Origin of the sequence: Nonomuraea sp. NPDC050691 (genome assembly GCF_040654455.1) — a bacterium.
In the GTDB taxonomy this organism is placed as follows: domain Bacteria; phylum Actinomycetota; class Actinomycetes; order Streptosporangiales; family Streptosporangiaceae; genus Nonomuraea.
Window position 1 is genome coordinate 28,015 of sequence record NZ_JBFAIA010000002.1, and the last position, 12,581, is coordinate 40,595.

General features: G+C 71.9%; 11 protein-coding genes. 8 read left to right on the forward strand and 3 right to left on the reverse strand.

Features of this window, described 5'->3' with window-relative positions; all coding sequences use genetic code 11:
* Positions 1-41 precede the first annotated feature (41 nt).
* Complete coding sequence (locus AB0H81_RS01085; RefSeq protein WP_358367416.1) at positions 42-3,083, forward strand: BTAD domain-containing putative transcriptional regulator; 3,042 nt, start codon at positions 42-44, stop codon at positions 3,081-3,083.
* A 66-nt stretch (positions 3,084-3,149) separates the two neighbouring features.
* Positions 3,150-4,049: a zinc-binding dehydrogenase gene (locus tag AB0H81_RS01090; RefSeq protein WP_358367419.1), complete on the forward strand. Its 900-nt coding sequence runs from the start codon at positions 3,150-3,152 to the stop codon at positions 4,047-4,049.
* 29 nt (positions 4,050-4,078) lie between these two features.
* Here AB0H81_RS01090 and AB0H81_RS01095 read toward each other — a convergent pair whose 3' ends face one another.
* Positions 4,079-4,336, reverse strand: a complete 258-nt coding sequence (locus AB0H81_RS01095; RefSeq protein ID WP_358367421.1) for a hypothetical protein — start codon at positions 4,334-4,336, stop codon at positions 4,079-4,081.
* 499 nt (positions 4,337-4,835) lie between these two features.
* On the opposite strand from AB0H81_RS01095, the gene AB0H81_RS01100 reads away from it, so the two are divergent.
* Positions 4,836-6,998 carry a WD40 repeat domain-containing protein gene (locus AB0H81_RS01100; protein WP_358367423.1) on the forward strand — a complete coding sequence of 721 codons (2,163 nt, stop codon included), beginning with the start codon at positions 4,836-4,838 and terminating at the stop codon, positions 6,996-6,998.
* Positions 6,999-7,077: 79 nt separating this feature from the next.
* Here AB0H81_RS01100 and AB0H81_RS01105 read toward each other — a convergent pair whose 3' ends face one another.
* Both AB0H81_RS01105 and AB0H81_RS01110 read right to left on the reverse strand, forming a co-directional pair.
* Entirely contained in the window at positions 7,078-7,740 is a 663-nt protein-coding gene (locus AB0H81_RS01105; protein WP_358367425.1) for a hypothetical protein, read from the reverse strand.
* A gap of 429 nt (positions 7,741-8,169) precedes the next feature.
* On the reverse strand, positions 8,170-8,799 hold the full coding sequence (locus tag AB0H81_RS01110) for a hypothetical protein (RefSeq protein ID WP_358367427.1): 630 nt from the start codon (positions 8,797-8,799) through the stop codon (positions 8,170-8,172).
* Positions 8,800-9,081: 282 nt separating this feature from the next.
* On the opposite strand from AB0H81_RS01110, the gene AB0H81_RS01115 reads away from it, so the two are divergent.
* Genes AB0H81_RS01115 through lepB form a run of 5 tightly spaced genes read left to right on the forward strand, consistent with a single transcriptional unit; the run spans position 9,082 to position 12,540 of the window.
* Positions 9,082-9,240: a hypothetical protein gene (locus AB0H81_RS01115; protein ID WP_358367429.1), complete on the forward strand. Its 159-nt coding sequence runs from the start codon at positions 9,082-9,084 to the stop codon at positions 9,238-9,240.
* Positions 9,241-9,279: 39 nt separating this feature from the next.
* Positions 9,280-9,834, forward strand: coding sequence for a MauE/DoxX family redox-associated membrane protein (locus AB0H81_RS01120; protein WP_358367432.1), 555 nt, complete (start codon positions 9,280-9,282; stop codon positions 9,832-9,834).
* Positions 9,831-10,370, forward strand: coding sequence for a hypothetical protein (locus AB0H81_RS01125; protein WP_358367435.1), 540 nt, complete (start codon positions 9,831-9,833; stop codon positions 10,368-10,370). The genes AB0H81_RS01120 and AB0H81_RS01125 overlap by 4 nt, the downstream gene beginning before the upstream one ends.
* Complete coding sequence (locus AB0H81_RS01130) at positions 10,367-12,166, forward strand: ABC transporter ATP-binding protein (RefSeq protein ID WP_358367437.1); 1,800 nt, start codon at positions 10,367-10,369, stop codon at positions 12,164-12,166. The genes AB0H81_RS01125 and AB0H81_RS01130 overlap by 4 nt, the downstream gene beginning before the upstream one ends.
* A complete protein-coding gene (lepB, locus tag AB0H81_RS01135) occupies positions 12,163-12,540 on the forward strand; it encodes a signal peptidase I (RefSeq protein WP_358367440.1) in 378 nt (125 codons plus the stop codon). Before AB0H81_RS01130 ends, lepB begins: the two co-directional genes overlap by 4 nt.
* Positions 12,541-12,581 lie beyond the last annotated feature (41 nt).

The following is a 12,581-nucleotide window of genomic DNA, read 5'->3' on the forward strand; positions in this document are numbered from 1 at the left end:
TGCTCGGCCCCCTTTGCGTATGGACCGACGACGGGCGGCCCGTGCGTATTCCCGAGGTGAAGGTCCGGGCACTGCTCGCCGACCTGCTGGCTCACGAGGGGCGTCCGGTGTCGGCCGACCGCTTGGCCGAGGACCTGTGGGGGGACAACCCACCGGGCAACCCCGTCAACACGCTGCAGACCAAGGTGTCCCAGTTGCGCCGAGCCCTGGAACTGGGGGAGCCGGGAGGGCGCGAGCTGGTGACCTTCCAGGCGCGGGGCTACGTCCTGCGCGCCGTCGACGTGGACGCCGCTCGTTTCGTCGCGCTGCTCGACCGGGCCCGCGCCGCCGGCGATCCGCGGGCGAAGGCGGGGCTGCTGAGGGATGCGCTGGCGCTGTGGCGCGGTCCCGCCTTCGCCGACTTCGGTGACGAGGAGTTCGTCCGTGCCGCTGCCACCCGGCTGGAGGAACAGCGCCTGACCGCGATGGAGGAGCAGGCGGAGGTACGGCTGGAGCTGGGCGAGCACAGCCTGGTGACCGACGAGCTGGGCGAGCTGGTGGCCGCCCACCCGCTGCGCGAACGCCTGCGCGCCGCCCACCTGCGCGCGCTCTACCGGTCGGGACGGCAGGCGGAGGCGCTGGCCGGGTACGACGACCTGCGGCACCGGCTGGCCGACGAGCTGGGCTTGGACCCCGGCCCCGAAGTGGCCGCCCTGCACCAGGCGATGCTGCGCCAGGATCCTTCGCTCGCGCCGGCGCGCCCGCGTACGAACCTCCCCGCCCCCCTGACCGGGCTGATCGGCCGCGAGCAGGCCATGGCCGAGGTCGGTGCGCTGCTCGGTTCGGCGCGCCTGGTCACGTTGACCGGTCCGGGCGGTGTCGGCAAGACCAGACTCGCTCTGGCGGTCGCCGGCCTCGCCGCCGGCGACTTTCCCGACGGGGTGTGGCTGGTCGAGCTGGCGGGCACCTCGGGTGAGACGGCGACCGTGGCCGAGGTGGTGGCCGCGGAGCTGGACGTCCGCGACGACACGGCGACCGGGTCGCGTCCCGGCGTGCGCCCGGCCGGGCTGGCGCAGCGCCTCGCCGATGCCTTGCGCGGCCGGCGGCTGCTGCTGGTGCTGGACAACTGCGAGCACGTGATCGAACCGGTCGCCGAGCTGGTGGACCTGCTCCTGCGGACTGCCCCGGACCTGCGCGTGCTGACCACGAGCCAGGAGCCGCTGGCGCTCCCCGGGGAGACGCTGTACGTGGTACCGCCGCTCGAACTTCCGGTGCCCGGAGCGGATCCGGCGCGGGCCGCCTCCGTGCGGCTGTTCGTGGCCCGTGCCGCGGCCACCGCGCCCGGGTTCGTGCTGGACGAGGTCAGCGCGCCCTCAGTGGCGGCGATCTGCAGGAGGCTGGACGGCCTGCCGCTGGCGCTGGAACTTGCCGCTGCCCGGGTACGCGCGCTGGGGGTGCGCGGCGTGGCCGACCGGCTGGACGACCGCTTCCACCTGCTCACAGTCTCGGGCCGGGGACGGCCCGCCCGCCAGCAGACCCTGCGCGCGATGATCGACTGGAGCTGGGAGCAGCTCACCGAGCAACAGCGGCTGATACTGCTCCGGCTGGCCGTCCACCCGGCAGGCTCCACGCTGGAGGCGGCCGAGGTGGTGTGCGCGGGCTCCGGACTGGACCCTGGACTGGACGTCGCCGACCTGGTGGACCAGCTGGTGGCCAGGTCGATGGTCGAGTCCTCCGACGGGATCCGCTACCGGCTGCTGGAGTCGATCGCCGCCTACTGTCTGGAACGGCTCCCCGACGACGACCCGGTCTTCCAGCGCCGCGACCTCTACTACACCGAGCTGGCCGAACGGGCCGGCCCGCACCTTCACGGTCCCGCTCAGCGCCAATGGCTGGAGCGCCTGGACGCCGAGGCGCCCAACCTGCGGGCCACGCTCGAGCACACCACCGACCCCGCGCTCGCACTACGCCTGGTCGACGCCCTGGCGTGGTACTGGTACCTGCGCGGCAGACACCGCGAGGGCCGTGCCTTCATCGCCGCGGCCATGGCGCTGCCCGGCGTGGAGTCCCCCAGGACGGCTGCGTGGGAGGCCGGGTTCGCGATGCTGACCGGCGACGGCGCCGACCTGCTGCTGCGCAGCCGTGCCGCGGCGCAGGCGCTGGACGCCCGCGACGCGCGGTCGCGCTGGTTCCTGGCACTGGCGCATCTGAGCTTCGGGGACGCCGCCACCGCCGAGGGCCTGCTGACGGAGGCGCTCGCCGGGTTTCGCGCCGCCGGCGACCGCTGGGGCGAGGCGGCGGCGCTGGCCGGTCGCGCCAAGCAGGCGATGTTCCAGGGTGACCACGCCTTCGCCGAGCGGTCAGGCACGCAGAGCCTGGAGATCTTCGGTGACCTCGGCGACGGCTGGGGACAGTTGCAGGCGTCCGACATGCTCGGCTATCTCGCCGAGGTCACCGGCGACTATGAGCGGGCCGCCCGCCTGCACCACGAGGGCCTGCGCATCGCCGAGGACCTGAGGCTGTGGACCGACGCGTCCTACCGGCTGTCCAGCCTCGGACGGCTCGCCCTGCTGACCGGGGACCTGGACGAGGCCCGGGAACTGCACGAGCGGGGGATGCGCCTGGCAGTCGAGCAGTCCAATGACTTCGCCGAGGAGTTCGCCCGGGTCGGCCTCGGCCTCGTGGCCCGCCGCGCCGGCGACCTCGACACCGCGGAGCGGCTCTTCCAACAGTCGCTGGCCTGGAACCGCCGCCTGGAAGCCGACTATGGCGTGCCGTTCTACGGCCTGACGCTCCTGCTGGCCGAACTCGGCTTCATCGCCGAACAGCGCGGCGCCCCTGCCACGGCCAGGTCGTTGCACCTGGAGGGCCTCGCCACGGCTCGCGAAGCCGGCGATCCTCGCGCCATCGCACTGGCACAGGAAGGGCTGGCCGGGGTCGCGGCGGCTGAGGGCGCCTACGAGGAGGCGGCGGCCCTGCTGGATGAGGCGGCCGCGCTCAGGGAGTCGGTGGGCGCGCCCCTGCCGGCCGCAGAACGCGGCGACGTCGACCGGATCGCCGCCGCCGTCCGAGCGGCGCTCGGAGGGACGTCGACCATGCGCTGACCCCCAGCCGATCGTGCGCGCGTCGCGTCAGGGTCGTACCCGTAACGCACTCATGGAGGAGTAACGATGCGAGCCCTGACCTTCAACCCGGACCTTTCCTTCGCGGTCGTGCCCGACCCGGTGCCCACGCCCTCACAGGCGCTGGTCCAGGTTGCGGCATTCTCGCTCAACTTCGGCGAGATCGCTTTCAGAAGCGCGGACATCCGGCCCGGGTACGTCCCGGGTTGGGACGCCGCCGGAGTGGTCGTCCAGGCCGCCGCCGACGGCTCAGGTCCTGCCGTCGGCGCCCGCGTGGTCACGTTTGGCTGGTCGGGGGCCTGGGCGGAGCTGCGCGCCGTGGACACCGCCGAGCTGGCCGTCGTTCCGGAGGGTGTCGACCTGGGGCAGGCGAGCGCACTGCCGGTCGCCGGGGTCACGGCGCTGCAGGCGGTCCGCCGGCTCGGCCCTGTGGCGGGCCGCCGCGTCCTGGTCACCGGGGCGTCCGGCGGCGTCGGCCGCTTCGCCGTACAGCTCGCCGCCCGTGCGGGAGCCCATGTCGTCGCGTCCGCCGGCAGCCCCGCCCGCGCGCAGGGCCTGCGCGAACTGGGCGCCGCCGAGGTCGTGATCGGTCCGGAGAACCTGGAGGGCCGCGTGTACGGCGTGCTGGACAACGTGGGCGGGCGGCAGCTGGCGCAGGCGTTCTATCGGCTGGAGGACGACGGCGTGGCGATGGCCATCGGACGGGCGGCCCGCGAGAGCACGAGCATCGACTTCGAGCTCGCGGGCACGCGATCGGCGCGGGGGAGGATCGAGAACTTCAACGTGACCACGCCGTTCGGCGACGACCTCGCTCGCCTGGTCGAACTGCTGGCGACGGGCGAACTGGTCGCGCAGGTCGGCTGGCGTGGGCCATGGAACACGGCGATGGAGGCCGCCAATGCGCTGCTCGCCCGCCGCGTCGCCGGAAAAGCGGTCCTCGATGTATGACCTGTCGAGTCGCGCTGGGCGATCGGTCCCTACGATCCCGTGTCCGCCGATTGGTGTGGTTTTGCCGCCTGCAAGTGGAGGGCGACCACCTCGGAGCGGAAGGCGCGGACCAGCCGGTCATAGCGGGGCCGGTCGGTGTTCCACGCCTCAGTGTGCCCGCCGTGCGGGAACTCCTCCAGCCGGACGTCCCAGCCGAGCCGGGCGCCCACGGCGGCCAGGTCACGAACCTCACGTATCGGATGGTCGGGATCGTTGACCGTGTGGAGGAGCAGCGGGGGCGGGCGCACCTTCGGCGGGTGCCGGATGCGTCAGGAACTGGCCGACAATCGCTCCTCCCATGGACGTGCCGTACAGGATGGCACGCCGTGCCCCGCGGAGCTGGGCCGCGCGCACGGCGTCCTCCAGGTCGCGCCATTCGCTGACGCCCAGGTGCAGCAGCCCGTCGGGCGAGCGCGGGGCGCCTTCGTCGTTGCGGTAGGTGAGTCCCTATCGAGGGGAGCGGGCCGCGCAGCACCGTGCGGGTCACCCGGCCGTCCCGGCGGGCGGTGATCGGGCCGAGCATGGTGAACGCCCCGGTCCACTCCAGCCAGTAGATGCCCGGTTTGCGAGTGTCGGGGGTCTCCGTGAGGGTTACCGCTCCAGGCTGGGAGGCCAGCACCATGGTGTTGCTGGTGCCGGGATGGACGACCCCGACGGCCTGCTCGCTGCCGTACCAGGCGCCGTAGCCCACAACGATCAGGACAAGTGCCAGGAGTGCGGCGAGCGCGCGGCGATTATGGTAGCCAGGTGATCAGGTGTCGCGTGGCGGTCGCCACTGCCGCGATCCTCGTTCTCGCCGCCTGCGCCGAGGGGGCCGCGGGCGTTCGGCCGGCGTCCACCGGCGTCCCGCCAACCACCGCGAGCGCGCCGCCATCCGTCACGGCCGCCCCACCGTGGGCCGCACCGTCCACCTGCCGGAAGAAGAAGGCGCGGCCGCTCACGATCTCCGAGCCTCGGGAGGTGGGGGAGGGCGGTCACACCGACGTCAACACCGTGGACTTCGGACGGCTCCACGGGAAGCCCATAGCGATCTCCGCGGGCGCCGAGGGCAAGGTGCGGTTCTGGTCGCTGCCCGCCCTGCGGCCCGCCGCCTCGCCGCTGGACGGCACCGCCGCCACCTTCGTCGATCTCGGTGGCAGGCCCGGCGTGCTCACCAAGGGGGAGTACGGCGCCCGTCTGTGGGATCTGACGACCCGCGCGATCGTTCAGCGCTTCAAGCCGGGCACCGTCTTCGCCCAGGGCGACTATCGCGGCGCCCGGGCCCTGTTCAGCGCCGACGACGACGCTGTCCGCATCTGGAACCCGGCGACCCGGGCCCTGTTACGTACACTGCCGCGCATCCGCCACACGGCCGGCATGGCCACGGGCCGGTCGGGCGGGAAGCAGGTGCTGATCACCTCCACCGACGGTGACGACGCGACCATGTCCGTCTGGGATCTCGGCACAGGACACGCCGTCGGCAAGGAGATGTTCACCGGGGAGGAGGCGGTCGTCCCTTGGTGGATGAAGATCGCGAAGATCGGCGGGAGGGATTCCCTGCTCGCGTACTCCTGGCTGGGCGTGCACCGCTGGGATCTGGCCACCCGGAAAGCACAGCGGGTGGTCCCCTCCGACGACGGTGAGCGGAAGGAGTACCGCTTGACGACCTCGACGCTCGCCCAGGTGGCGGGCCGTCCGGTGCTCGCCATCGGCGCGAACTCCGAGGAGGACCGGCTGTCCGCCCCCGGCAAGGTCCTGCTACGCGCCCTGTCAGCCGGGGAGGACGGCGAACTGACTGGTCATCAAGGCCCGGTCACCGCGCTGGCCGCGGGGACGCTCGGCGGCACGCCCGTGCTGCTCAGCGGCGGCGGGGACAACACCGTCAGGCTGTGGGACCTGCGCACGCGCCGGCAGATCGGCGCGCCGACCCCGGGCGTGCCCGACGTACAGGCCGCCGCCTTCACCAGGATGGACGGCCGTCCAGCGTTGGTCACGAGTGAGGCGAACGGGATCTTGCGCATGTGGGACCCGGTCACGCGGCGCCCCCGACAAGTCGTGCGCACCGAGAACGAATCCAGCTCTCTGGCGACGGCCGATCTGGGCGGCACGCCGGTGGCAGTGACCGCGTCCGGCCCGGCGATCTACCAGGTGTGGAACCTGCGGACCGGCGAGTCGCTCGGCGCCCTTCCCCAGCCTCACCTGTCCGCCGACCCCGACCCACGCGAACCGGCCGACGTGGACGAGGTCCTGGCCCTGGCGACCTCGGGACCTCTCGCCGTGTCCGTCGCATACCGCGGCGGCAGGCTGATCGTCCTGGCCTGGGATCTGCGTACCATGCGGCTCACCACCTCCTTCGACCTCGACCCCGGCCGTCCGAAGGAGATCGAGGGCTGGGTGACGGACGCGCTGGTGGCGGAGATCGACGGGCGGCCCTACGTCACCGCCTACAACGCCGGTCGTGCCGGCAGCGCGCGACCCGGGGCCGTGGAGATCTGGGACGTGCTCGCCGGACGGCGGGTATCCGCCTTCGCCGTGCCCGCCACGGACCATGAACGGCGGAAGATCGGATACGTCGGCCGGCTCAACTGCCGCGTGGCGGTCGTCACGACGCAAGCCGGCCCGACGATCGACATTCTCGATCCGGAGACCGGCGAGGACCTGGAATCGCCGATCAAGCCCCGGCACGGCAAGAGGGGCAGCGTGGAGCTCGGCGGCGTCGCTGTGGCGGGCGGCCACGTGATCGCGCTCGCCAGGAGCGAGCGCTGGCCCTTGTCCGGCAGCACCACCCAGTGGTGGGACCTGACCACCAGGAAGCCACTCACCGGGACCTTCGAGCAACAAGGCAGCATGTCGGTCTCCGCCGCGGGCACACGCTACCTCCTTGCCGCCGACGGCCAGGGACGGCTTCAACTCCGCAGGCTGACCCCATGACGGCGCGAACGGGCGAAGAAGACCCCCATGGCGGCGTCTCAACCCAGGCCGGCAGGCACTCCTTGTGCTGATCGCGCGTCTACGAGAAGGGGTCCATGTAGGGGCGCTCTTTCACCCCGTCATAGAGGCGGCGCAACCACGGCTGCCGAACCGCCGCCAGCCGTTCCAGCGTGCTGAGGAAGATTCGCCCGTCGGGACGGAAGAGACTGTGCGGCAGCAGCGGGGGCGGATCATCACGGCGGACGACGGCAGGCATCGCGTACGCCGCCGGCACGAGCCGCCGACCATCGTGGAACGCCATGTACGTCCACACGTCCGCGGCCAGCGGCACCACCGCTGGCGCGTCGCAAGGCCATACCTCACCGGTCTGCGGATGTCGCGGCACCAGGGCGATGTCCGTGATCGCGGCAGACAGACCGGGCCCGGCCAGGACGAGGTGGCGTTCCGGTGGCCCCGGAGGGAGCAGACTGTCGATCGCCCGGCGGAACACCTCTGCGACAGCCCCCTCAGGGACGGACACCCGCCTACCATCCGAGACTGCCAGCAGGTGCGCCAGTGCCACCGCGACGGCGGCCTCCCACAAGGGACTCCAGAAGCCAAGCGGATCAACGGGCGGCGTGCTCGGCAGCTCAGCCCAGTCGATCACCCGCTGGACGGGGCCATCGACGGCGACAGGACGCACGGCTTCCGGCTCCAGCCACACCACCTGCCAGAACCCGCAGTCGTCGACGCGAGTCGCCACCGGACAGCCGCACCTCGCGCACGCCAGGTTGGGACCGTACTGGCCGTCCCAGCCGCAACAGCACCCGCCTAACCGCTCCGGGATGAAGACGGTTCCGCGGACATCGCCCGGCGCGATCCCGATCCTGCTCGGGGGGCCCGAGATGCAGTACGTCAGCAGTCGGACGCCATGCTCCTCCGGCTCGGGCTTCACTGGTTCCCAAGGCCGGCCGTCCCCAGGGTCCACCACGTACGTTCCTGGCTCCAGAAGACCGGGGAGCAGACCGTGGCCGTACGTCTGGCCAGAGTGGTCGGGAAGCGCCACCCGCGCCACCCGCGCGGTCATCACGGCGCCGCACCCCGCACAGGCGAAAACGACCAAGCAGCCTCCTTCGTGGAACGCCGCGATCATGGTGGCACAACATGCCGCCTTGTTGAGGAGCGTTCAGCATCACCGCGTCGCGAGGCCGCCTGAGGATGTAAAGGCTTCAGTGATTTCGAGGTGCCGGTCGAGGGCTGAGACGAGCCGCTCGGCCGGCCCCGGAGTAGTGGTCGCCGCCCAGTGCCCGGCAAGGTCGAGGAACCCGGAGAGGTGCCGTTGGGCTGTGGTGAGCAGGCTGGAGAGCTCGCCGCGAGTGATCTCGATGGACGGAGAGTTCTCACCGTGCTGCCGGAGCTGGATGACGTGACCCACATGTGTGATGTGTGGCGTGGGGTCGTGGCCGAGCCAAGCTCCTTGCCCGCGAGCCACGTTCCACCAGTCCCGCCAGTTCTCCAAGCCGCAGCAGCAACCGGGCGAGACGTCGACGTTGGTCGCGGTGTCGCGGAGGCGCAGGCCGCCCGGAGCGATCAGCCTCTTCGCTTCGTCGAGATGCTGCTCCAGACGTGCCTCGGTCAGGTCGGCGGCGTGGGTGACGGGGATGCCGTTGTAGCTGAAGACGACCGCCATGGCCGTCCCGACGTCGGCGGGAGACATCCGGCCGGAGAGGGCGAGAAGGCGGTCGCTCGACGGCTCCGAGATCGGCCAGGCCGTGAAGTCGACCGCGTCGTAGGTCTCCAGGACGACTTCGACGATGACCATAGCCGCCAGTATCCACGTGGATTCTGGTGATCCGGCACAGGTACGACAGTTCGGTCGTCGTCTCCTCTGGCCCGGTGCGTGGCCGACCAGGCCCCGGAACTTCCTTCTGTCAAGATCTTGACTCTTGATCAAATTCCGGGCAGCTTTGTCGATGCCCGCCAGAGAAGGCGATAGTGCGGCGTTCTGGCCAAAGCGGACTATGCGGTACTTGCCGTGGCCGTGGCGTCGGGATCACTGCTCTTCTGGGCGGCGTCCGCGTTATTCGTCACGGAAGGAGCTGGAATGAAGCGACTCGTGCAGCAAGCGGGTGAGCGGCTCGTCGGGATGGTACTGCCGAAGGTGGAAGCCGGTGCATGCGTGCCGGAGCACGGCGCGTGTTGTAAGAGGGGTTACCGCTTCAACTGCTACGGCATCTGCTCCTCCAAGGTCACCACCTGCTGATCACACATTGACCGGAGCGGCTGGCGGGGACGCCACCTCGTGCCCCCGCCAGCCACCGTATCCGCCCCGGAGGCCGCCGTGCTCGACCTGTTCGCCCGTGTGCTGCTCGCCGTCGTCTTCTTCGCGGCGGTCGTGGGGAAGGCGCGTTCTCGGCAGGGGTTCGCCGAGTTCCGCGACTCGGTCGCGGCGATCGGGCCACGGTGGCTGCCCGCCGGTCCGGCCGCCGTCGCGGTCGTCGCGGGTGAGGCCGCCGCCGTGGTGCTGCTCGCCGTTCCCGGCACGCGGCTCGCCGGCTACGCCCTCGCAGCCGTGCTCCTCATCGTGTTCTGCGCCGGCATCGCCCGTGCGGTCCTCGCCAGGCAGTCCGTACGCTGCCAGTGCTTCGGCGCGGGCGGCGGCCTGCTCGGCCCCCAGCACCTCGTCCGCAACGGCCTGCTGGTCGCCGTCGCCGTGGTCGGGGCGCTCGCCGGTGGCGCGCCCACGTCCGCCCCGGCCATGCTGGTCGCCCTGGTCACCGGAGCGTTTCTCGGTTTGCTCACGACCCGCTGGGAGGACGTCGCGTTCCTCCTCGTTCCCGCAGGGAGGAACCGTTGATCCTGCTCACCACCGCCGTCGTCCTGCTCGCCGTCGTGGTCGCGGTGCACCTGCTGTTCACGTTCGCGCTGGTCTCCAGGATCCGTGAGCTGCAGCAGCACGGCGGCGCCCCCGCCCGCAACCCGCATCTGCCGAAACCCGGCACGGTGGTCCGCCCGTTCTCGGTCACCGACACCGACGGCGCCGCGATCACCGAGGCCGACCTCGACGGCCCGGTCCACGTCGGGTTCTTCCAGGTCGGCTGCGGGCCGTGCCGCATGTTGTCCGACGCGCTCGTCAGCGCCCCGCCGGCGGCCCGATTCGTGTCCATCGTGCAGGGCGACCCGCAAGAACCCGACGCCACCGCGCGGCTGGTCGCCAAGGTCGGTGCTCTCGGCCGGGTCGCGCTCATCGACGTCGACGACCCCGTGCTGACCGCGTTCGAGGTCGTCGCGTTCCCGACGCTGCTGCACACGCACGGCGGCGTGGTGACCGCCTCCGGCACCCGGCTCGACGACTTCGCGGACGCCGCCGGCGCCCCGGTGAAGGTGGCATGACCCGATCGGCCACCCGTGCGGGCTTGGCGGCGCTCGCGCTGCCGTTCCGGTCCGCGCCGGTGACCGCCACTGTCACCCTGGCGCTCACCGTGCTCGCGGGAGTCGCGCCCGCGGCCGGGGCATGGCTGACGATGTTGCTGGTCAACGAGCTCACTTCGGGTACGGCGAGCACGGGCCGGGCGGTGTTCCTCGCCATCGTCTCGGCGATCGCCGGCGGGCTCGCCATCGCACTGCTCTACCTCGTCGGCCACCTCGGCGAAGTGGTCCGGCACCAGGTCACGTTGACCGTGGAGAGCCGGCTGTTCCAGCGGGTCGCCGCCCTGCCGGGACTGCGGCACATCGAGGATCCCGCGTTCCACGACCGGCTGCGGCTTGCCGAGCAGGCCGCGCAGGAAGCGCCCGGCACGGTCTCGCAGTTCGCGCAGGAGCTGGTCCGCTCAGTGGTACTGCTCTCCAGCTTCGCGGGTGCGTTGCTGGTGGTGTGGCCGCCGATGCCCCTGCTGCTCCTCGCGTCAGTGCTGACCGCCGTGCTCGCCAGGCTGGCGACCGCGCGGCGCGAGGTGGCCACCGAGGAGGCGTGGGTGGCCACCGACCGGCGCCGCCTGTTCTACCGGGCCCTGCTCACCGATGTCCGTGCCGCCAAGGAGATCCGGCTGTTCGGCCTCGGCACGCTGCTGCACACCAGGATGATCGACTCGCTGGCGACGGTCTCGCAGGCACGGCTGTCCGTGTCACGCCGGGGCGCGCTGGTGCAGAGCGGGCTCGCGCTGCTCGGCGCCGCCGTCACCGGGGTGGGCACGGTCGTGGTCGCCACGAACGTCGTCACCGGCGGCTCGTCGGTCGGCGACCTGGTGCTCTTCCTCAGCGCGGTGGCCGGCACGCAGACCGGGCTGTCCGCCGTGGTGCTCCAGCTCGGCGAGACCGCCCGCGCGGTGCGGCTGTTCGGGCACTACCTCGACGTCCTCGACACCGGCGACGACCTGCCGGCCGGCACGGGCACGCCACCTCCGCCGGCGACCATCGAGTTGCGGGACGTCTGGTTCCGGTACGCCGAGGACGGTCCGTGGGTGCTGCGCGGGGTGAACCTGATCATCCCCGCCGGCGCCGCCGTGGGACTCGTCGGCGTCAACGGCGCGGGCAAGAGCACGCTGGTGAAACTCCTGTGCCGGTTCTACGACCCGCAGCGCGGCACGATCACCTGGGGTGGCGTGGACATCCGCGAGCTGGACGTCGCGGCGCTGCGCGCACGGATCGGTGTGGTGTTCCAGGAGTTCATGACCTACGACCTGACCGCGGCCGAGAACATCGGCATCGGGCAGGTCCTGCACCTCGAGGACCGGTCGCGGATCGTCGCGGCCGCGCGGGCGGCTCGCGCCGACGACACGGTGGCGGCGCTGCCCAACGGCTACGACACCGTGCTGTCCAGGACGCACACGGACGACGGCGAGCGGGCTGGTGTGACGCTGTCCGGCGGGCAGTGGCAGCGGGTAGCCCTGGCCCGCTGCCTGATGCGCGCCGACGCCGAGCTGATCGTGCTCGACGAGCCGACCTCGGGGCTGGATGCCGAGGGTGAGCACCGTGTGCACAGCACCCTGCGCCGGCACGCGGAGGGCCGTACCCGGCTGCTGATCTCCCATCGGATGTCCGCGCTGCGTGGCGCGGACCTGATCGCCACGCTCGTCGACGGCCGGATCGCCGAGCAGGGCAGTCACGACGAGCTGATGGACGCGGACGGCGAGTACGCCCGGCTGTTCCGCCTCCAGGCCGGCGGCTACCAGGACGCGAGGGTGCGATGATCGGGTGGTTCAGGGTGATCGTGCAGGGCAACAGCATGTCGCCCACCCTGCGGGACGGCCAGCGACTGCTCGCCCGGCGGCTGCGCCGGGACCCTCGGCGCGGCGAGGTGATCGTGTTCCGGGTGGCGGACGAGCAGCTGCCGCACCGGATCAAGCGGGTCGTCGCGGTCGCCGGAGACCTGCTGCCGGACTGCCTCGTCCCGGCACTGCCGGACGTGTCACAGGTGCCGGCCGGGTATGTCGCGGTGGCCGGGGACAACGCCCGCTCGCAGGACTCCCGCCATCTGGGTCTGATCGACTGCCGCGACATCCTCGGCGCCGTCCCCGGTGCGTCGCCTCGGTCGATCGGTCGGGGCGGGGGCCGAGACGTGTGATCGTGGGGAAGCCGAACCGGTGGGCAGAGGTTTCACCGCGG

Bases quoted from the DNA above. Each gene is read 5' to 3' on its own strand.
- AB0H81_RS01090 (WP_358367419.1), top strand. From the start codon at position 3,150: ATGCGAGCCCTGACCTTCAACCCGGACCTTTCCTTCGCGGTCGTGCCC.
- AB0H81_RS01130 (WP_358367437.1), top strand. From the start codon at position 10,367: ATGACCCGATCGGCCACCCGTGCGGGCTTGGCGGCGCTCGCGCTGCCG.
- AB0H81_RS01110 (WP_358367427.1), bottom strand. From the start codon at position 8,799: ATGGTCATCGTCGAAGTCGTCCTGGAGACCTACGACGCGGTCGACTTC.
- AB0H81_RS01115 (WP_358367429.1), top strand. From the start codon at position 9,082: ATGAAGCGACTCGTGCAGCAAGCGGGTGAGCGGCTCGTCGGGATGGTA.
- lepB (WP_358367440.1), top strand. From the start codon at position 12,163: ATGATCGGGTGGTTCAGGGTGATCGTGCAGGGCAACAGCATGTCGCCC.